This window comes from Achromobacter sp. 413638, from assembly GCF_043119405.1.
GTDB lineage: Bacteria > Pseudomonadota > Gammaproteobacteria > Burkholderiales > Burkholderiaceae_B > Achromobacter.
The window spans coordinates 18,605-36,252 of the sequence record NZ_JBICCO010000030.1 but is presented as its reverse complement, the minus strand read 5'-3'; the positions used below and the strand labels follow the sequence as shown (position 1 = coordinate 36,252).

Sequence of the window (17,648 nt, the reverse complement as noted above, 5' to 3'; positions counted from 1 at the left end):
GTTGACTGACTGCCTTCCGCTTCCTGCCGAAGCTGGCCGCTCTTTTCCAACAACGAGCGGACACCATGGCAACGACCAACGAACCTCTGCAACTGAATCTCGGCTCCTTGCGCAGCGCGATGTCGCTGACGCTGCACACGCACCACGCCTCTCGCATCTGGCACGGCCGCGCCGCCGCCGAGGGACGACCGGGCATCGTCGGCCTGAACGGCTACATCGCCCAGATGAACAAGATGCGGCGCGGCTCGGAGCAGGACGACCCGTACAGCGACTTCTGGATGCTGCGCATCGAGGACAAGCTCGACCAGACCAAGGCCACGCTGCAATCGCTGCGCGAGCAGGTGGACCAGGCTCTCGCGAGCGTGCCGCCGGCACTCACCCTGGGCGAGAACCTCAACGTACAGCCCGTCAAGCTGCCGCTGTTCGTCAATGCGCAGCTCGGCTTTGCCGCCGTTTATCTGCTCGCCGACTACGACGACATCGCCCGCAAGCTGATCCTCGCGCACCACACTGCGCTGATCGATCGCTCGACGCTCGAACGCTGGCTCAACGAAGGCGCCCATGCACTGCGCAGCCTGTTCTCGCTGGCCCAGCAGTACCGCTACTCGGGCTGCACCCGCGACGACTTCGCCGCGAAGAATGCCGCAGCGCGGGCCGCGCTGGAGAAGTTCGGCGAGCTGCCGCAGGACGTGCTGGAAGGCACGCGCCGCTCGAAGTTCGCGCCGGCCATCGTGCGCCGTGGCCTGCAGCAGCGCGGTGACGGTCCTGCCGCAGCACCATCCGCCAGTGACGAAGCCGCCGCCACCGAGGCCTCCGAAGCGACAGCCGGCGAGGACGAGCAGGCATGAGCGACCCGAATCGCGAAACCCGCTACTTCCGTCCCCTGCAACAGACCGCCTTCATGAGGCTGGAACACGCAGGCTCTCAAAAAGGCCTTTTAAAACCCTTTAAAGGTAAAGGGGACTTGGAGGCCTGGGCCAGCCAGTGCTTCGCCATGCGCGACGAATTGATTGGCTTGGCGCAGCGACAGGTGCTGCCACAGGCCGTCGGGCATCCCTTCCACCTGCTGCCCATCGAGCTGGCCCAGCAGACCACTGGCGCAGGTACGGTGTTTTTGCGCTGGCGCAAGCACGACCGCTCGGTCATGGGCGTGGCCCTGTGGCAGGAGCTGATCGCGAGCACCAGCACGCCGGTCAACCTGCTGGCCGACCTGCACGCGATCGAGCTTCAGCGCATCACGCTGAACATGCAGATCAGCCTGTTGCACACCTTGGGCAGGCAGGCCCAGGAGTGCGCCAGCAAGGCCGCCGAGGCGGAAGACGCCTACCTGCGCCGGCTCAAGTCCACCCCATCTGCCATGCGTGATCGGTGATCGCGCCAAGCACCCGCACGTTCCCGCCGCCGACCAGGTGCGGGTATTTCAACCACCACGGAGATTGCAACATGAGCACGCATTTTTCTGGCGAGGGCAACATCGGTTCGCCCCCCGAGTACCGGGAGTTCCCCAACGGCAACGACGAGCCCAGCCGCCTTCTGCGCCTGAACGTCTATTTCGACAACCCCATTCCCAAGAAGGATGGCACCTTCGAGGATCGCGGCGGCTTCTGGGCGCCGGTGGAAATCTGGCACCGCGACGCCGCGCACTGGAAGGACCTCTACCAGAAGGGCATGCGCGTGCTGGTCGTCGGTCGCATGGAGCGCGAACCCTGGACGGACAACGAGGATCAGCCGCGCGAGACCTGGCAGATCAACGCGCGCAGCGTCGGCATCCTGCCGTTCCGCATCGAGTCCGTGACCCTCAGCCCCAGGCAGCAGGAGACCGCGCAGGACGCGCAGCCGAAACCCCAGGCCGCCCAGGAACCGACCGCGCCGAAGGAGCCGAAGCGCAGGAAGTGACCCGGCATGGGGCGGCCGCAGTCGTCGGTCGCCCCATGTCCTCGCGAGCTATCCCCAGGGGATAGCTCCATCAACGTCCACCGGCTTCCACGCGCTCCCGAAGATCGCGGCTCCCGAACCGCACCCTCCCGGCCGCACGCCGCTCCGGTCCCGCCATTCCATCCCGTGAAAGTGGTCGCCACCGCATGCGGCTTGTTTGCTGCTGCCCCTGGTGGTGCTCGGCATCCTCGATTCCAGCAACTCAATGAACCACGGAATTCGGATGGACGGACATGCGGCTGTTTTTGTGCGAGAAGCCCTCCCAGGGCAAAGACATTGGCCGGATTCTCGGCGCGACGCAGCGCGGTGAAGGCTGTCTCAGCGGCTCCGGCGTCACCGTCACCTGGTGCATCGGCCACCTCGTAGAAGCGGCAGCCCCAGAGATCTATGACGCGGCGCTCAAGCGCTGGTCGCTGGAGCAGTTGCCCATCATTCCCCAGCAATGGCGGGTCGAGGTCAAACCGAAGACCGCCACGCAATTCAAGGTCGTCAAGGCGCTTCTGGCGAAGACGACCCACCTGGTCATCGCGACCGACGCCGATCGCGAGGGCGAGCTGATCGCCCGCGAGATCATCGACCTGTGCGGCTACCGCGGCCCCATCGAGCGGCTATGGCTGTCGGCACTCAACGATGCGTCGATCCGCACCGCGCTCGGCAAGCTCCGGCCGTCTTCCGACACGCTGCCGATGTACTACTCGGCATTGGCGCGCTCGCGCGCCGACTGGCTCGTCGGCATGAACCTCAGCCGGTTGTTCACTGTGCTGGGCCGGCAGGCAGGCTACGACGGCGTGCTGTCGGTCGGGCGCGTCCAGACGCCGACCTTGAAGCTGGTCGTGGACCGCGACCGCGAGATCGCGGCCTTCAAGTCGGTGCCGTTCTGGGCCATCGACGTGTCCCTGTCCGCAGGTGGACAGGCTTTCAGCGCGCAGTGGGTTCCACCCGATGGCTGCACCGACGACGCCGGCCGCTGCCTGCAGCAGCCGGTCGCCCAGCAGGCTGCGCAGCAGATCCGCACTGCGGGCAGCGCCCAGGTCGTGTCGATCGAGACCGAGCGCGTGCGCGAAGGGCCACCGCTGCTGTTCGACCTGGGCACCTTGCAGGAGGTTTGTTCCAAGCAGCTTGGGCTGGACGTGCAGGAGACCCTGGAGATCGCCCAGGCCCTGTACGAGACGCACAAGGCCACCACATACCCGCGTTCCGATTCAGGCTACCTACCCGAAAGCATGTTCACGGAAGTGCCCACGGTCCTGGACAGCTTGCTCAAGACCGATCCCTCGTTGCGCCCGATCATGGGCCAGCTCGACCGCTCGCAGCGCTCTCGCGCTTGGAACGATGGCAAGGTGACGGCGCACCACGGCATCATCCCGACGCTCGAACCCGCGAACCTCTCTGCGATGAGCGAGAAGGAGCTGGCCGTGTACCGGCTCATCCGGGCGCACTACCTGGCGCAGTTCCTCCCTCACCACGAGTTCGACCGCACTGTCGCCGAGCTTTCCTGCGGCCAGCAGAAGCTGGCGGCCACCGGAAAGCAAGTGGTCGTCAGAGGCTGGCGTCTGGTGCTGGCCGAGCCGCAAGCGGACGAGGATGGAGAAGCCACGGCGCGCAGCCAGGTGCTCCCCGCGCTGCGCGAGGGCATGGCGTGCCAGGTGGCCGAAGCCGAGGTCAAGGCGCTCAAGACGATGCCGCCCAAGCCCTACACGCAGGGCGAACTGGTCAAATCCATGAAGGGGGTCGCCAAGCTGGTGACGGACCCGCGCCTGAAGCAGAAGCTCAAGGATACGGTCGGCATCGGCACCGAGGCGACACGGGCCAACATCATCAGTGGGCTGATCACCCGCGGCTACCTCGTGAAGAAAGGACGCTCCATCCGTGCATCGGATGCGGCATTCACGTTGATCGACGCCGTACCCGTGGCGATTGCCGACCCCGGAACCACCGCCGTGTGGGAGCAGGCGCTCGACATGATCGAGGCCGGACAGCTCACCCTGGACGTGTTCATCGGCAAGCAGGCGAGTTGGGTTTCGCAACTGATCGCGCAGTACGGCAGCACCTCGCTGTCCATCAAGGTTCCCCAGGGTCCCGCTTGCCCGCAGTGCGGCGCACCGACGCGCCAGCGCACCGGCAAGACCGGCCCCTTCTGGTCGTGCAGTCGCTACCCCGACTGCAAAGGCACGCTGCCGGTCGATTCCGGCACGTCCAAGCGCGGTGCCTCGCGCCCGCGCAGTAGCGGCCGCAAGGGCTCCTGACCGACCCCACTCCCCGAGAGCCGTGCCCGCCATCGGCGGCGTGGCCCATGTCCCGCACGCCCTGCGGGACGCCCAGCGCGCAACGCCTTCTCTTGTCCGTGTGCGCGTCCCGCTCGGCCGCCCCCGGCCGCGGGGCCTGAAGGTAGCTTCTCCGCGAACCGTGTCCGGGGTTTCCCGGCGTGTTCTGCTGATCTGCATTTTTCCGCCTCTGCGAAGGGTCCCCCGATGGCTTGCCAGGCTGCGAGCCACCCGGAGACCCTTCGTGGTCAGCGGTATTCGATGCCGTGCCCAACGGCGAAAAACTGGGCTCCTTTTGTGCGCGGATGTGCGCCAGAAGATGCCGGCGCCAACCACGATATGCGCCGGGTGTGATTGCTGACAGCAGACGGTTCTAGCGACGACCGGCCTGCAACAGCCCACGGGTGGTTCCGTCCTCCCGAGCCGAAGGCCGCAAGGCCTTCGGCGCCTTTCTCCTGCCGATCAACGTCCGGCCCGGCCACACGGTCCAGGGCCACACGAACAGGAGACCCGACATGAACCCGCAACCTCGCACCCCACGCGGTGCGCCCCAGGCCGCGCCACTGCTGTACGGCAGCGTGTGCAGCGGCATCGAGGCCGTGAGCCTCGCCTGGCAACCGCTCGGCCTCGAAGCCGCGTGGTTCGCCGAGATCGAGCCGTTCCCAAGCGCCGTGCTCGCCCACCGTTACCCCCGCGTGCCCAACCTGGGCGACATGACCGCGATCGCCCGCCAGGTGCGCGCCGGCACCGTGCCGGCGCCCGACATCCTGGTAGGCGGCACGCCGTGCCAGTCGTTCAGCGTTGCAGGTAGCCGTCGCGGGCTGGATGACCCGCGTGGAGCCCTTTCCCTTGCCTATGTGGAGCTTGCCAATGCCATCGACCAAACCCGCCACCAAGACCGCCGCCCGGCGGCCACGCTCGTCTGGGAAAACGTCCCCGGCGTGCTTAACGACCGCAGCAATGCCTTCGGGCATTTCCTGGGGGCACTGGCCGGAGAAAGCCGTGCGCTCCAGCCGCCAGGGGGCCGGTGGGCGCACGCTGGTTGTGTGTCTGGTCCCCGCCGCCGCATCGCCTGGCGCGTGCTCGACGCTCAATATTTCGGTGTCGCCCAACGCCGCAAGCGCGTGTTTCTTGTGGCAAGTGGTGGAGATGACCTCGATCCCGCAGAAGTACTTTTTGAGCGCGCAGGCCTGCTCGGGGATTCTTGTGCGGGCCGCGCGCCGTGGCAAGAAGCTGCCCGCGATGCTGGACCGGGTGCTGAAGCAGCAGGCGCATGCGCAGGACTTGCAGGATTCGCAGGACTGAAGCAGCCCTACGGCAAGGTCACGACGACGTTCGGATTCAGCGGCGGCATTGGCCCCGTCGATGTGGCCGCATGCCTGATGGCCGCAGGCCCCAAGCACGACATTCGCACCGAGACGTTCATGGTGCAGTCGGTCGCCGGCAGCATCGCCCACACCCTCGACACCGCCAACAACGGCAAGGGCAGCAGCGAGGACGGCACCGGCAAGGGCGTTCCGATCATCGCCTTTACCGCCCAGGGCAGCGGCGCGGATGCCACGCTCGACCTGACGCCGACGCTGCGCGCTGGCGGCCATCGCAACAGCCATGCGAACGCCGGGGTCGTGCCCGCCATCGCGTTCGCGCAGAACAACCGCGGTGAAGTGCGCTTCGAGTCGGGCCATGGCCAGGTCGCTTGCACCGTCCTGTCCAACGGCAAGCCGGGCTACGGCGTGCCGATGGTGGCCTGCGTGTCCCTGCGCGGCCGCGAGCAGGGTCTTGCCGCCGAGCTGGGCGGCAGCGTAGCGGGCGCACTGCGCACCAGCGGCGGCGGTGCGGACAAGCCCCATGTCCTGGCCCCCGACTTCGAGGCGCATTTCCGCTACGACTGGAACAACCCGGGCCCTGGCGACTGGTCGCACTGGCGGGTGCGGCGGCTGATGCCCGTGGAGTGCGAACGGCTGCAAGGCATGCCCGACGACTACACGCTGATCACCTACCGCGGCAAGCCCGCCGCCGACGCTCCACGCTACAAGGCGATCGGCAACTCCATGGCCGTCCCGTGCATGGCATGGCTGGGCCAACGCCTCGTGCAATGCCTGCACAAGACGGGCTCGACCGCTTCGGATTGATCGGCGACGCAGCCTGCGGGCCGCGCCATTCTCCCTCCTGCATTGCCGGTGTATCGGCAGCAGCCCGCAGCCAGGGTGTCAAGGCTGCCGTGGGTTCCGCCCACGCCACCCGCCAGTTCGCCTCGGCATCTCACCGGCGAACGCTGCCCACCGGGGCACCGATGCCTCTTTCTCCAACCCACGGGATGGCCGTCACGTCCCGTCAGGGGCATGTCGCCACCCGGTCGATTTCAGGACTTCCCATGGACAACATCACCAAGCAAGACCGCATCACGCTGAAGAACCTCAAGGTGGCAGATTTCGCCAGCGAGGAGACGATGTGCTTCAGCGCCACCGTCGTGTTCGACGGCACTCCCATCGCCGAGGCCCGCAACGATGGCCACGGCGGCTCGACGTTCCTCCACGCGCTCAACGGCAAGGCGGCGCTGCTGGCTCAAGCCGAAGCCTTCGCCAAGGGCCTGCCGCCTGCACCGCTCGACCTCGGCCAGGAGGGTGAAGACCCTCACTACATCGACATGACGCTCGACTTCCTGGTCGATGAACTGGCCGATGCCATGCACGCGGAACGCAAGGTGCGAGCCGCGTTCAACCGCGACATCGGCAACAAGGTGCTGTTTATCAAGGACGGCAAATTGCTGTTCATCAAGGGCATCAAGCTCAAGGCCATCGCCGACCGCAAGGCGTACTTCGCTTCGCTGCGCGCTCGGCAGGCCCAGCCCATCGTCATCCTCGCCGAGCTTCCGCCCGAGCAGGCATTCGACCTGTGGAAGCAGCACGTCCTGGGCGACAAGCCCGACTGACCCAGCACCGACGCACCCTCCTGACAGCCCCGCACTCGATGCGGGGTTTCTTTTTCTCTGCGCGCATCAATCGGGGGTGGGCCGGATGCCGTTTTCCAACTGACGCGACGCGGCCCGCGCACGAAGCTGCCCGCATGTTCGCTGATTCGTCAGCACATGCCAGCAGCCAGGGTTCCAGGCTGCCGCGGGCCTCTCCCGCGTTGCCCACCAGTCCGCATCGCATCAATTCCGCGGACGCGCGTCCTCGTGACGCTGATGCTTTTTATCAACCGCGTGCGGGAGCTGCCATCCCGTGAGGGAACGAGGCCCCGCTTTTCCAAGGAGCCCGTCCATGTCCCTGCAAGCCTCTTTCGGCCAACTGGCCCTGACCTACTGCGGCAAGTTCCTGCCGCTCGAAGTCCTGCAAAGCGCCGCCGGTCACTACATCGGCACGCGCGATACCGAAGGCCCCGTTTCGCGGGAATCCCGCGAGTACTTCCGCAGCTATGCCGCGGCTCAACGTGCCCTCGAAAGAGGCGGCTGGTCCCAGCTCGCCATTCCCTGATCCAACTGGAGGAATCACGTCATGAACCAGCTTCTACCGCAGGAAGTCGTCGATCAGATCATGCGGGAAGAACAGCATTTCGCTGCCGCGCCCCAAGCCTTTTTCGAGGCCTGGAAGCGCGGTGTCGAGATCGCTGGCCCCGAATGGTTTGGCGACGGCACCCGCGAAGGTCTGAACCAGGCCAAGAGCAAGTGGGATCTGCGTCCCAACATGCTGCAGCTCAACGATGCCCTCGGCGTCCTGAGCAGCGGGGAACGCATGTTCCTGTCCGCCATGGTCAGCTTCTACAACGCGCGCGAGGGCGGTGCCATGCTCAAGCGCTGCCACTTCAACGGACTGTCGGACTTCGATGGTCTCGATCTGCAACGCCGCAAGGTCATCGCCGACCTGCTGGTGAACTACAACGGCTGGTGAGCCGTCGCCGGCGCACCACTGCTTTTCGTTCCCCCCCGAGAGGGACATGCGCCCACAAGGCCATGTCCCTCAATTTCTTCTTCATCACCCTGCGGATGCCATCGTCCGCATGGGCTGGCTCCGCTCACTTCTCGAAAGGAGCCACCATGGCGAACAACTACTACGAAGGCACGGGCGTTCTCGTGCTGGAGCGTGTTACCCCCGTCATCAAGGCGCTGTTCGGCGCCTTCGCGCTGGACGAAGGCCATCCCGGCAACGGGCAGGCCTACATCGCCCAGATCGCCGAGACCAATGATCCGCGCTGGACGGATGTGCTGGACGGTCTGGAAGGCCTGGCCGCACAACTCGGCATCCCCATGCCCGACGACGAAGAGTTGTCGATTCCACCTTTGCTCGAACGGCTGGCCGCGCACTTCGGTGCCGAGCAGGACGCGGAGCTGGAGAACATGATCGAGCACCACAAGTTCGAGGACAGTGCCGACCTGGAAGCCTTGCTTCTGATCGCCTCCTGCTTCGATGACGGCCATCGCCTGACCGCCATCCAGTTCGAGGGCTGCTGGTATTGCAGTAAGCCGAGGCTGTTCGAGTTCGGCGGCAACGGCTGCTACCTGAGCCGCGAGGTCGAGGTCTTCAGAACCTCCTCGCAGGCGCTCCAACTCGGCGACCAACTGCGCAAGACGATCCTGGCCGCCGACATCGAAGAAGCCTCGGCATTGATCGCGCTGGAGGCCGCCAACCTGCTCGCAGGCATCAACGACGAGCAGTTCCGCCTGAATGTGCGCCGTCGCGTCGCCGACCGACTGGCCCAGATGCCAACGATCAGCGCCGCCTGACGCATTTTCCATTTTCAACCCACCGGGTCCAATTCCCGGTGGCGGGAATTGGCTCCATTATTCAATCTGGAGAATTCCCATGTCCCAGAAACCCAATCCCTTTCTCCGTGGCTACTGGAATCTGAAAATCGTCCGCACGCTGTCCATCAGCTACGAGGACGGAAGCCCGCATGTCTGGCGAAACATCCACGCGAGCCAAGAGCACCTCTCCGACGAGGAACTGGTTTCATCGTCCTGCATCGTCACCAACGATTTCGCCGTGGTCTGCAATGGCCCCGAAGGCATGAGCGCCGAGGTACTGGCCGAATGCGATGCCGGTGAAGGTGTCAGCGGCGAAGGTGTGATCGGCGCCGTGGTCTATGCCGTTCATGGCGACGACTTTGACGGTCGCCCGGTCCACATCGGTGACAGCTATTCGGCCGAGGCTGCGCGGGAAGTGGTGCAGCGCCTGACTTTCGAGACCGGCTACTACAGCCGGTGCTGGGAGATCAGCCGTGAGCACATCACGGTCGATACCTGGCACTACCTCGCCGACCTGGCGGACATCGCCACGCCGGAGGCCATGCTGTTCATCGCTTTCCGTGTGCCGTACAGCCCGGCAATCGGCATCAAGCTGATCTCCACGCCCTGGACGGACCAGAACCTGGAGCACGCCGAGGGCATCACCGCCGAGCAGCTTCGGCAGGAGCACCGGAACAAGGGCATGCCGGACGACCTGGCGAACATCCTTGAACTGGCCGGCCAGGCCGATGTGCGCATCCTCATCCTCGATGCCGACGCACCCGCGCTGCTGGGCCTGCCGCTGGCCGAGCCCTAGCAGCCGCGCGACACGCCGGCCTTCCTCATTGTCCCCCGATGCCAGCCCGTCTCCCCAGGAGCCGGGCTGGTCCATTTTCATAGGAGCAACCTCATGTTCCCCGACCTCATTTCGCGCACCCCGGACTTCGAGCACCAGCTCGGAGCCTGCGTCAACGCCATGAGCCAGGACGACGCCATCGGCCAGATCCTGGTATTCGAGCGCACGCACGGCACGCTGCACATGCGCCACATCGCCAGCGCCGACCTGGCGGACACCGACATTGACGACTACGAAATGGTCGTGTTCGACGGTGGCAACACCAGCGGGGACACGTGGAAGCATGTCTTCTTCCCGCGTCAGCGCGAGCACTACTTCGTGTACGAAGCCTGACCCAACCAGCCCCTTTCGAGGGGCTTTTTCTTGCCCGCAGCGCAGGAAACCGGGTGCGGCGCAGTGCCGTTTCATGTGAGCGGGTAGCCCGGCCCAGGGCCATCCTTGCCCCATGTTCGTCGGCGTTGCCGACACATGCCCAGGCAGCCGAGACCTTCGAGGCTGCAAGCACGGGAAGCCGTGCTGGTCGTTTCTTCCCACGGACGCACCGCGTCCATCCACCCACAAGGGACCTCTCCCTTGCGGGCGGGGAATCCCTTGTTTTTCCTCAAGGAGATTCCCATGGACCGTTCCCTCATCAAATCCATGATGCCTTCGCTTGTCGCAGGCCATGTGCCCCGCAACGTGCGGTCGTTCAAGTACCGCGTGTTCGATGATCAGCCGCAGTCCTCGACGCTGGGCTTCGCCATCGACCCCCAGCCCTTCGACGGCAAGGTGGTCGCGGCGAACGACGACGCCATCGTCGTCAAGCTCAAGCCCAGCGAGTTCGCGGTGCTCGATCCCCACCTGGTGACCACCGTTCCCAGCGAAGGCGCCAAGGTACATGTCCAACCGTATGCCCGCCGCCGCTTCGACGGCCTGCGCGCGGACACCCCGGAAGTAATCACCGAGAAGACCGCGGACGGTGTTCCCTACACCATCACCAGGCACATCCTCGGCTCCGCGCCTGCCAAGCTGCCCATCCCCGAGCCGCAGTGCATGGAACTGGGACAGCTCATCCAGCAGTTGGAGGAAATGCCGGCTCCCGACGGGTTCCGGCGCATCACCCACATGCTGGTCGATGCGGGCGCCCGCGACTTCACCTGGGTCGATCCGAAGCCGTCCAAGATCATCGAGACGCCGCCGGCGATCAGCTTCACGGTTTCGACCTCGAAGTTCGAGGGCCAGGTGACGATCCTCTACGACCGCGGCGGCGATACCTACGCGGTGGAGCTGCGCCGCGACGGCGAGATGGTCGATCGGCACGACGAGGTGTATTTCGACATGCTCGGTGAAGTGCTGGAGCGGCTTATCGACGACGGGCACTGGCGCCTGATCGACGTGAGCGTCATCGACGCCAAGGCAACCAAGCGACGCTACGGCTGATCGCAGCCTACCGGCGACTTGCCCCCATAGGCCTTCCATCCATTCGGGTGGAGGGCCTTTTTCTTCAGGAGATCAACCATGTCACTGCGATTCAAAGGTTCCGACCTGCGCCCCGTGCTGGCCGAGGCCGTTGCCAACCAATGCCGCGTCGTCCTCGCCAAGGACCAGGGCGTGTACTTCCTCGCCGAGCAGGGAGAGCGCCGTCCCGATGGCCGCGTGAAGCTGCTGGCCTATGCCGTCGGCTGCAACCCGGATACCGACCCGTTTGACGACTGGTGGGAACTGGCGCGCGCCGAGCTGGGTGGCGACGACTTCGGCGAGTTCTTCGACCCGAAGGACCGCGTTTTCACCCGTATTCTGCAAAGCTCGGATGATCTGGAGCTGTCCGCCACCTCGACGCACCTGTCACTGACAGCGGTGGAATCGGCATAGCTAAAAAATCTCTGCATACCCCTCGAAGCCCCCAGTTTGGGGGCTTTCTTTTTGGCAGAACTTGGCGACCCGGACAAAGGGAAACACCCGGATGCCGATTGATTGCTGCCACGCGCGCGAGGCCCGGACATGCTGCCCCCATGCCTGCTGACGTTGTCAGCGACATGCCAGGCAACCATCGGTCTTCGAGGTTGCCGCGCAGTTCCCACTGCGTGACCGAGCCAGCTCGCACCGCATCCATCCGCGAGCGGCCACCAGCCTCTGGTGGCGGATGCTTTCGCCTTATCAACCCACCGCGGGGTTACGCACCTTTCCCCGCATGCGTGGGGCCGGTGTGTCTCCGCTTCATCCCTATGGAGATTCACCATGAGCACCACGTCCAACGAGAAATCGTATTTCGACCTCCACACCTCGGGCATCGGCTACATCCAGCGTGCCCGCGAGGTTCCCGTCCGGGGCGGCCGCCGTGCGCAGCCCTTCCTGGCATGCACCATCGCCGCGCTGGTCGGTTCCGCCAAGGACCCCAGCTACCGCTACTTCGACGTCAAGGTCTCGGGTGCCGAGGCCAAGAAACTGGTCGAGCGCTACATCGGCGTTGACGATCCCAAGCAGCGGCCGCTGGTGCGTTTTCGCCTCGGCGACCTCTGGGGCGATGCGTACATCCGCGACAAGGGTGAGCACAAGGGCCAGGCCGCCGCGTCTCTGAAGGCGCGACTGCTGAAGGCCGAGCCGCTTGACCGGGCCGAACTGGCTTCGATCAAGCAGCACGAGCTGATCACCCGCGGCATCGGCTACCTCAGCCGTCCGAAGGACGTCTCCCCCAAGGATGGCGATCCGTTCCTGTCGTGCTGCGTCGCGGCGCTGGCCGGACCTGTCGGTGAACCGGAATATCGGTACTTCGACACCATCGTCGCCACCCCTGAAGCCGAGCACCTGGTTCGCCGGTGCGTGCAGGCCATCGAAGGGGACCGCAAGGTGCTGATCGCCTTCCGTCTGAACGACATGAAGATCGATCCGTACATCCGCACCAAGGGCGAGCGCGCCGGGGAACCGGGAGCGAGCCTGGAATCGACGCTGGTCCACATCGGTCTCATCAAGATCGACGGCACCCAGGTCTATCCGACGAGCCAGGCGCAAGCCGAGGCGCCGCAAGCCGAGGACGCACCCGCGCCCGAAGCCGAGGTTGCCGCCGAAACCGCTGCCGACCAGCCTGTCGAGCCCGCCGTGCGCGAGCCCGCAGGTGAAGTCGAGGAGCAGGAGCCGGCATTGGCTGCTTCGTTCTGATCCGGCATGGCCCCGCACGGGGCCTTGCCTTTTTCCTATTCCCCAAGGAGAACCATCATGGCAGCCACATCGGCATCCGCAAGGTCAGTCCCACCCATCGTCGTATCTGGTCAGCTTTCGATTCGCACAATCCACGGCCGCAATGGTCCGTTCTGCGTCGGCTACCTCGTCACTCCTATCGGAAACTTCGCGGTGAAGGACGCGGAGCTGGAGCAATACCCCGAAGGCAAGTACGACGGGGAGTTCGTGATCCGCTACATCTTTCCGAATCCGATCCCCATGCGGGGCGGTATCAAGTTCGAGATTCGTTGCAACTTGGATGGCATGACGCTCTTCGGCGTTGACAAACTGAGCCGCGACGATATTCGCAGCTTTTCCACCCAGGACATCGATCCGCTCGATGAAGAACTGGGGGCGCAGCCTGCGGCAACGCCGGCCAAGCCCGCCAAGGCATCCAGACCCGCCAAGCCCGCATCCGTGCAGGCGTCAGCGGACCCGATGGTCGATACCACGCCTTTCGGCGTGGATGCGCCGACGCCCGCTGCGGCTGCTGCCCCCGGCAGCACCGAAGACGGCGACGCCGCGCTGTTCGGGCTGCTCTGGCCGCTGGGTGAGTCCGTGAAACTGGATTCGACCATCGACCGTCGCACCCTGCGCGCGCAGATCGCCCGCCTGGGTGAACTGGGCTACGCGCTGGACTTCAAGACGCAGGAATGGAGCCGCCAGGCCGAACTGCAACCTGCGTAATCGCAGACGCCGTATCCGCGGTGTTCTTCATCCACCCGCCGGGGTTTCTTCCCCATGCGGGGGAGGCTCCGGCTTTCTTCTGGAGGTCTCCATCATGTCCACCATCGCTTGCGATGCACCTCATTCCACGCTGGACGAACCCGCGTGGCGCGCTGTCTGCAAGACGGCCGCCGAGCACGCCCAGCGTGGTTGCGGCCTGTCCTGGGATCACTGGGTCACGCTTTTCAGTTCGGAGATCGACGCGCAAGCCAGTCGGTTGCCGGAAAGCCAGCGGGCTCAGGCCCTGGAAATCGCGACCCAGGAATGGGACTACGCAACACCTGCCGAACGGCAGGAAACGCAGGAGTGGAACGCTGCAAACGGCTACTGCTCCCATGGCATCGAACTGGGCTACTGCCCAGCCGGTTGCGGTTCCTAGTCCGCACCGGACTCCATCGCCGCACGCGCGGCATTCCATCACCCGCTGGGGGCTCTCCCCCACGGGGAGGCCTCCGGCTCGATTCTTCAGGAGGCCTTTCATGGGCTGGTATTTCTCCCCCCAATCGCGGTCTGAACTGATCGCGGAACTGATCGCACCGCAAGAGACCGAGCGCGCCAGCGTCAAGGTCATCGCCCACGTGCTGCGCGGCAACGTCCTGTGGTCCGTCGCGGAAGTGACGGCCAAGGTCGAAGGCGTGCATCGTCATCTGGCGCCGGGTCAATCCCTGCGCTACATCCGTTGCGATCTGCTCGAACGCAGCGGCGGCCAGTGGGGCTACAAGCCGCTGGACGAGTCCATGCACCCGTACTACTACTCGTGCCCGCTGTCCTATCTGGATCTCGCACCGGAGCAGTCCGCCGACTGGCGTGCAGGCGTTCGCGCCTACCACGCGCGCCGGCGCACACCCACGGCATCTGCGGCACCCACCGCAGCGCTGATGGCCTGAGCCAGGAGGAACCGACATGGACCCGATCCTGGCTGCGCTTCCGCCCTCGCTGTTGAAGCTCGTTGAAGGGAGTTTGTCCAACGACGAAGTTTCGTCCGACGAGGAAATGCTGGAGTACTTCATCAGCAACGGCCTCACCGAGGAACAGGCACGGCAGGCACTGACCTACCGCGACCAGTACCTCAACAACATCTACCTGGAGGGCTTCACGCCAATCACTTCGGTAGATGAGGCGCTTCACTTCAACCCGCACACCCGGCAGTTCGAGCCGGACTGAGCGGCTTTCTTCCACCCCCTGGGGCAGTACTTGCCCCAGCGGGCGGTGCTGTACCCGTTCATCCGAGGACACCACCATGCCCGCAAACACTTCTTCCACCACGCTGTATCGGATCGACGAATGCTCCGACGTGATGGCCGACGCTTGCGTCGGCGATGACCAGGGCAATCTGATCTTCCTGTCGATCTGGGCGCGCGACACCGCCGTCCAGCAGTTCCTCGCTCGTCTGACCCTCGGGCGCGACGAGCAGGGCCTGGACCAGTTCCACGTCATCACCGACCAGGGCGGCAGCATCCCGGTGTTCGTCAGCAACGTCGATCGCCTGGAAAAGCGCATGACCCGCGCCTACCGGCGAACGCTGTTCGGATCGCTCTCCAACGTGTGGCTGTTCGACCGCCGCTGCGTCAAGCCCGACAAGGCCAACGCCAGCGCGCTCGCACTGCTGCCACGCGGCAGCGCCCACCGGCTTGACCGCCTGTGGACGCTGGTGCGGGACACCTGCCCGTTGCCCTTGCTCGACCACTGGCGCGAAACCGTGCTGGAACTGCTGCAAACCCGCGAGATGCTGGCCCGCCTTCCGTTCGCCCTCGGGCCGCTGGAAGGCCATCGGCTCGCCATCGACGTGCCGGCGCTGACACTGGCGCTGGGCTCCCTGATCCGCAGTGACGTGCTCACCGCCTATCCGTATCCGGCCAAGATTTGGACGCCGGAAGCGGTAGCGGCTTGACCCGCCCGCGAGAGCACGCCAAGGCGTGCTTTCGCACTCCATCCCCGCCAACCAGGAGACTTCCATGGCCCTCATGTTCCCGCGGCTCGCCCGCAATTTCGCCAAGAACGGGTATTACCCGACCGACGAACCCACGCTCGAAAGAGCCCTCAACGCACTGATGCCCAGCGATGGGCCGATGTGCATCCTCGATCCCTGCGCCGGCGAAGGCGTGGCGATCGCCGAAGCCGCTCATGCCCTCGGGCGCGAGCAGGCCAAGGCTTTCGCCGTCGAGTTCGACGCGGAGCGGGCACGCCATGCCCGCGGCCTGGTCGATCACTGCCTGCACGCGGACCTGATGGACACGATGATCTCCAAGCAGTCGTTCGGGCTGCTCTGGCTCAACCCACCGTATGGCGACCTGTCCAAGGACGTCAACGGCAACATCGGCTACCAGGGCCAGGGCCGTGCCCGCCTCGAAAAGCTGTTCTACCAGCGCAGCCTGTCGCTGTTGCAGTACGGCGGTGTGCTGGTCTTCATCGTCCCCGGCTACGTGCTCGACGCCGAGTTGGTCGGCTGGCTGACGCGCCACTACACCGATCTGCGGATCTACCGAGCGGTGGAGACGCAGTTCAAGCAAGTGGTGATCTTCGGCCGCAGGGTGCGTCAGCGCGAGCTGGCACCCGATGGGCTCAAGGCCGTGCGCAATCTGCTGCTGCAGGTCGGGCTTGGTGAAGTCGAAGCCGAGGAGCTGCCAAGCGAATGGCCGTTCCTGCCGTACATCGTCCCCGCCAGTCCGGCCGAGCCGGAGCACTTTTTCCGCGTGACGATGGAGCCTGAGCAGTTCGCCGATGAAGTCGGCCGGCTGCAAGGCCTCTGGCCGTCGCAGGACACGCACCTGGGGGCCGCGCAGCAGTCGCTGCGTCCACCGGCGCGTGCCTTGTCCCACTGGCATCTCGCCCTGGCCCTGGCCGCGGGCGCGATCTCGGGGGTTGTGCGCTCCAAGACCGGGCGCGTGCTCGTCGTCAAAGGTGACACCCACAAGGACAAGACGCTCCAGCGCGAATTCACCGAACGCGAAGACGGCTCTGTCGCCGAGACCCGCATCCTCACCGACAAGTTCGTGCCCGTCATCCGCGCGTGGGACATGACGCCCGGCTCCGCTACACGGGGCGAGGTTCTGACCATCCGTTAATCCACCGGACGCGCTGCCGTCCTGCTGTACCACCTCGAAGGAGAAACACCCATGTTCTCAAGCCTGTTCAAGCGGCCTGCGCCGCAGAAGCAACCGTTGTTCGCACCAGGTACGTTGCAGTTGAGCGAGAAGGTGCATTGGCTGGCCCGCAAAGGCCTGATCGACCCCTTGGCTCTTGTCCAGCGCCATGTGCGCGGTGACTGGGGCGAGACCGATGAGGCCACCCGTCAAGCCAACGATGTCGCAATCCGTGGGGACGATCCGATGATCTCCCACTTCAGGATCACGCCCGAACTGGTGTTGATCGTCAAAACCAGCGAGGACCACCAGACCACGGTGATCCAGCTTCCCGAAGAACGGGACATGATCTGACAGCACCATCGTCGTCTTCATCCACTTGCCGGAGCCACTTCACTCCGCCAGGGGTGTCGTGGCTCAATGACTCCTCAAGGAGGAGCCCATGGCATCACATCGCATTGAAACCTGCTGCCACAGGCTGGCGTTTCCAATCGGTGCGCTCATCTTCAGCAGAGGCATCGACCGCCTGGTCCGCACGGGTCGCCTCGACCCGATCCCGTACTTCAAGCGCCACACCCGTGGCGACTGGGGCGACGTCAACACCCAGCAATGGCAGGCCAACAGCACTGCACTGCAATCCGGTGCATCGCTGGAATCCCGCTACGTGATCCATCCGGGGCTGGCCATCCGCATCGTCACCGATGCGGAGCGCAGCGCCACCGTCATCGTGCTGCCGTCCGAAGACTGAGCACGATTCACCAGCAGGCCGCCACGGCCGGCAACTTCGACCACCTCGGCCAAGCGCCGATTTCCTTCCCACTGCGGGGCATGCCATTGCCCCGCTGGGGGTGGTGCATGCCCCATTT

22 protein-coding genes are annotated in these 17,648 nt (G+C 65.2%); all 22 read left to right on the top strand.

The annotated features are described in order from the left end of the window. Positions 1-65: 65 nt before the first annotated feature. The 22 genes from ACEU5R_RS14370 to ACEU5R_RS14265 all read left to right on the top strand — a co-directional run bounded on the left by ACEU5R_RS14370 (position 66) and on the right by ACEU5R_RS14265 (position 17,530). The gene (locus ACEU5R_RS14370) at positions 66-848 is read left to right on the top strand and encodes a PFL_4669 family integrating conjugative element protein (protein WP_392410633.1); all 783 of its coding nucleotides are present in this window, start codon (positions 66-68) and stop codon (positions 846-848) included. Further along, a complete protein-coding gene (locus ACEU5R_RS14365; protein WP_392410632.1) occupies positions 845-1,372 on the top strand; it encodes a DUF3158 family protein in 528 nt (175 codons plus the stop codon). The genes ACEU5R_RS14370 and ACEU5R_RS14365 overlap by 4 nt, the downstream gene beginning before the upstream one ends. 71 nt (positions 1,373-1,443) lie before the next feature. After that, positions 1,444-1,896 carry a single-stranded DNA-binding protein gene (locus ACEU5R_RS14360; protein ID WP_124014545.1) on the top strand — a complete coding sequence of 151 codons (453 nt, stop codon included), beginning with the start codon at positions 1,444-1,446 and terminating at the stop codon, positions 1,894-1,896. Between the two features lie 272 nt (positions 1,897-2,168). Then, entirely contained in the window at positions 2,169-4,181 is a 2,013-nt protein-coding gene (locus tag ACEU5R_RS14355) for a DNA topoisomerase III (RefSeq protein WP_392410631.1), read from the top strand. 533 nt (positions 4,182-4,714) lie between these two features. Beyond that, positions 4,715-6,331 (top strand): DNA cytosine methyltransferase, encoded by a 1,617-nt coding sequence (locus tag ACEU5R_RS14350; protein ID WP_392410630.1) that lies wholly within the window; start codon positions 4,715-4,717, stop codon positions 6,329-6,331. 242 nt (positions 6,332-6,573) lie between these two features. Continuing rightward, positions 6,574-7,131 (top strand): hypothetical protein, encoded by a 558-nt coding sequence (locus ACEU5R_RS14345; RefSeq protein ID WP_392410629.1) that lies wholly within the window; start codon positions 6,574-6,576, stop codon positions 7,129-7,131. A gap of 331 nt (positions 7,132-7,462) precedes the next feature. Further along, on the top strand, positions 7,463-7,675 hold the full coding sequence (locus ACEU5R_RS14340) for a hypothetical protein (protein WP_392410628.1): 213 nt from the start codon (positions 7,463-7,465) through the stop codon (positions 7,673-7,675). Positions 7,676-7,696: 21 nt separating this feature from the next. Next, complete coding sequence (locus ACEU5R_RS14335; RefSeq protein WP_392410627.1) at positions 7,697-8,089, top strand: hypothetical protein; 393 nt, start codon at positions 7,697-7,699, stop codon at positions 8,087-8,089. A 146-nt stretch (positions 8,090-8,235) separates the two neighbouring features. Then, complete coding sequence (locus ACEU5R_RS14330; protein ID WP_392410626.1) at positions 8,236-8,922, top strand: hypothetical protein; 687 nt, start codon at positions 8,236-8,238, stop codon at positions 8,920-8,922. A 79-nt stretch (positions 8,923-9,001) separates the two neighbouring features. Continuing rightward, positions 9,002-9,739, top strand: a complete 738-nt coding sequence (locus ACEU5R_RS14325; RefSeq protein ID WP_392410625.1) for an ABC transporter substrate-binding protein — start codon at positions 9,002-9,004, stop codon at positions 9,737-9,739. Positions 9,740-9,832: 93 nt separating this feature from the next. After that, positions 9,833-10,111 carry a uridylate kinase gene (locus ACEU5R_RS14320; RefSeq protein ID WP_392410624.1) on the top strand — a complete coding sequence of 93 codons (279 nt, stop codon included), beginning with the start codon at positions 9,833-9,835 and terminating at the stop codon, positions 10,109-10,111. 282 nt (positions 10,112-10,393) lie between these two features. Next, positions 10,394-11,197 (top strand): GTPase, encoded by an 804-nt coding sequence (locus tag ACEU5R_RS14315; protein WP_392410623.1) that lies wholly within the window; start codon positions 10,394-10,396, stop codon positions 11,195-11,197. Positions 11,198-11,275: 78 nt separating this feature from the next. Then, on the top strand, positions 11,276-11,629 hold the full coding sequence (locus tag ACEU5R_RS14310) for a DUF3085 domain-containing protein (RefSeq protein ID WP_392410622.1): 354 nt from the start codon (positions 11,276-11,278) through the stop codon (positions 11,627-11,629). A 366-nt stretch (positions 11,630-11,995) separates the two neighbouring features. After that, positions 11,996-12,913 carry a DUF3577 domain-containing protein gene (locus ACEU5R_RS14305; protein ID WP_392410621.1) on the top strand — a complete coding sequence of 306 codons (918 nt, stop codon included), beginning with the start codon at positions 11,996-11,998 and terminating at the stop codon, positions 12,911-12,913. Positions 12,914-12,970: 57 nt separating this feature from the next. Next, a complete protein-coding gene (locus ACEU5R_RS14300) occupies positions 12,971-13,660 on the top strand; it encodes a DUF3275 family protein (protein WP_392410620.1) in 690 nt (229 codons plus the stop codon). A 94-nt stretch (positions 13,661-13,754) separates the two neighbouring features. After that, entirely contained in the window at positions 13,755-14,078 is a 324-nt protein-coding gene (locus tag ACEU5R_RS14295; protein ID WP_010894230.1) for a hypothetical protein, read from the top strand. A gap of 100 nt (positions 14,079-14,178) precedes the next feature. Next, positions 14,179-14,586: a hypothetical protein gene (locus ACEU5R_RS14290; protein ID WP_392410619.1), complete on the top strand. Its 408-nt coding sequence runs from the start codon at positions 14,179-14,181 to the stop codon at positions 14,584-14,586. A 16-nt stretch (positions 14,587-14,602) separates the two neighbouring features. Then, entirely contained in the window at positions 14,603-14,863 is a 261-nt protein-coding gene (locus tag ACEU5R_RS14285) for a hypothetical protein (RefSeq protein ID WP_011347578.1), read from the top strand. Between the two features lie 76 nt (positions 14,864-14,939). After that, positions 14,940-15,590: a hypothetical protein gene (locus ACEU5R_RS14280; protein ID WP_392410618.1), complete on the top strand. Its 651-nt coding sequence runs from the start codon at positions 14,940-14,942 to the stop codon at positions 15,588-15,590. 40 nt (positions 15,591-15,630) lie between these two features. Continuing rightward, positions 15,631-16,764: a DUF6094 domain-containing protein gene (locus ACEU5R_RS14275; protein ID WP_392410646.1), complete on the top strand. Its 1,134-nt coding sequence runs from the start codon at positions 15,631-15,633 to the stop codon at positions 16,762-16,764. Between the two features lie 51 nt (positions 16,765-16,815). Beyond that, on the top strand, positions 16,816-17,136 hold the full coding sequence (locus ACEU5R_RS14270; RefSeq protein ID WP_033448821.1) for a hypothetical protein: 321 nt from the start codon (positions 16,816-16,818) through the stop codon (positions 17,134-17,136). An 88-nt stretch (positions 17,137-17,224) separates the two neighbouring features. Then, the gene (locus tag ACEU5R_RS14265) at positions 17,225-17,530 is read left to right on the top strand and encodes a hypothetical protein (protein ID WP_392410617.1); all 306 of its coding nucleotides are present in this window, start codon (positions 17,225-17,227) and stop codon (positions 17,528-17,530) included. The last annotated feature ends 118 nt before the right edge of the window (positions 17,531-17,648 follow it).

Excerpts from the sequence above, each read along its gene's own strand:
- ACEU5R_RS14300 (WP_392410620.1), top strand. The coding sequence starts at position 12,971 with ATGGCAGCCACATCGGCATCCGCAAGGTCAGTCCCACCCATCGTCGTA.
- ACEU5R_RS14315 (WP_392410623.1), top strand. The coding sequence starts at position 10,394 with ATGGACCGTTCCCTCATCAAATCCATGATGCCTTCGCTTGTCGCAGGC.
- ACEU5R_RS14350 (WP_392410630.1), top strand. The coding sequence starts at position 4,715 with ATGAACCCGCAACCTCGCACCCCACGCGGTGCGCCCCAGGCCGCGCCA.
- ACEU5R_RS14355 (WP_392410631.1), top strand. The coding sequence starts at position 2,169 with ATGCGGCTGTTTTTGTGCGAGAAGCCCTCCCAGGGCAAAGACATTGGC.
- ACEU5R_RS14295 (WP_010894230.1), top strand. The coding sequence starts at position 13,755 with ATGTCCACCATCGCTTGCGATGCACCTCATTCCACGCTGGACGAACCC.
- ACEU5R_RS14265 (WP_392410617.1), top strand. The coding sequence starts at position 17,225 with ATGGCATCACATCGCATTGAAACCTGCTGCCACAGGCTGGCGTTTCCA.
- ACEU5R_RS14370 (WP_392410633.1), top strand. The coding sequence starts at position 66 with ATGGCAACGACCAACGAACCTCTGCAACTGAATCTCGGCTCCTTGCGC.
- ACEU5R_RS14335 (WP_392410627.1), top strand. The coding sequence starts at position 7,697 with ATGAACCAGCTTCTACCGCAGGAAGTCGTCGATCAGATCATGCGGGAA.
- ACEU5R_RS14270 (WP_033448821.1), top strand. The coding sequence starts at position 16,816 with ATGTTCTCAAGCCTGTTCAAGCGGCCTGCGCCGCAGAAGCAACCGTTG.
- ACEU5R_RS14360 (WP_124014545.1), top strand. The coding sequence starts at position 1,444 with ATGAGCACGCATTTTTCTGGCGAGGGCAACATCGGTTCGCCCCCCGAG.
- ACEU5R_RS14365 (WP_392410632.1), top strand. The coding sequence starts at position 845 with ATGAGCGACCCGAATCGCGAAACCCGCTACTTCCGTCCCCTGCAACAG.
- ACEU5R_RS14345 (WP_392410629.1), top strand. The coding sequence starts at position 6,574 with ATGGACAACATCACCAAGCAAGACCGCATCACGCTGAAGAACCTCAAG.
- ACEU5R_RS14325 (WP_392410625.1), top strand. The coding sequence starts at position 9,002 with ATGTCCCAGAAACCCAATCCCTTTCTCCGTGGCTACTGGAATCTGAAA.
- ACEU5R_RS14285 (WP_011347578.1), top strand. The coding sequence starts at position 14,603 with ATGGACCCGATCCTGGCTGCGCTTCCGCCCTCGCTGTTGAAGCTCGTT.
- ACEU5R_RS14310 (WP_392410622.1), top strand. The coding sequence starts at position 11,276 with ATGTCACTGCGATTCAAAGGTTCCGACCTGCGCCCCGTGCTGGCCGAG.
- ACEU5R_RS14320 (WP_392410624.1), top strand. The coding sequence starts at position 9,833 with ATGTTCCCCGACCTCATTTCGCGCACCCCGGACTTCGAGCACCAGCTC.
- ACEU5R_RS14305 (WP_392410621.1), top strand. The coding sequence starts at position 11,996 with ATGAGCACCACGTCCAACGAGAAATCGTATTTCGACCTCCACACCTCG.
- ACEU5R_RS14280 (WP_392410618.1), top strand. The coding sequence starts at position 14,940 with ATGCCCGCAAACACTTCTTCCACCACGCTGTATCGGATCGACGAATGC.
- ACEU5R_RS14340 (WP_392410628.1), top strand. The coding sequence starts at position 7,463 with ATGTCCCTGCAAGCCTCTTTCGGCCAACTGGCCCTGACCTACTGCGGC.
- ACEU5R_RS14290 (WP_392410619.1), top strand. The coding sequence starts at position 14,179 with ATGGGCTGGTATTTCTCCCCCCAATCGCGGTCTGAACTGATCGCGGAA.
- ACEU5R_RS14330 (WP_392410626.1), top strand. The coding sequence starts at position 8,236 with ATGGCGAACAACTACTACGAAGGCACGGGCGTTCTCGTGCTGGAGCGT.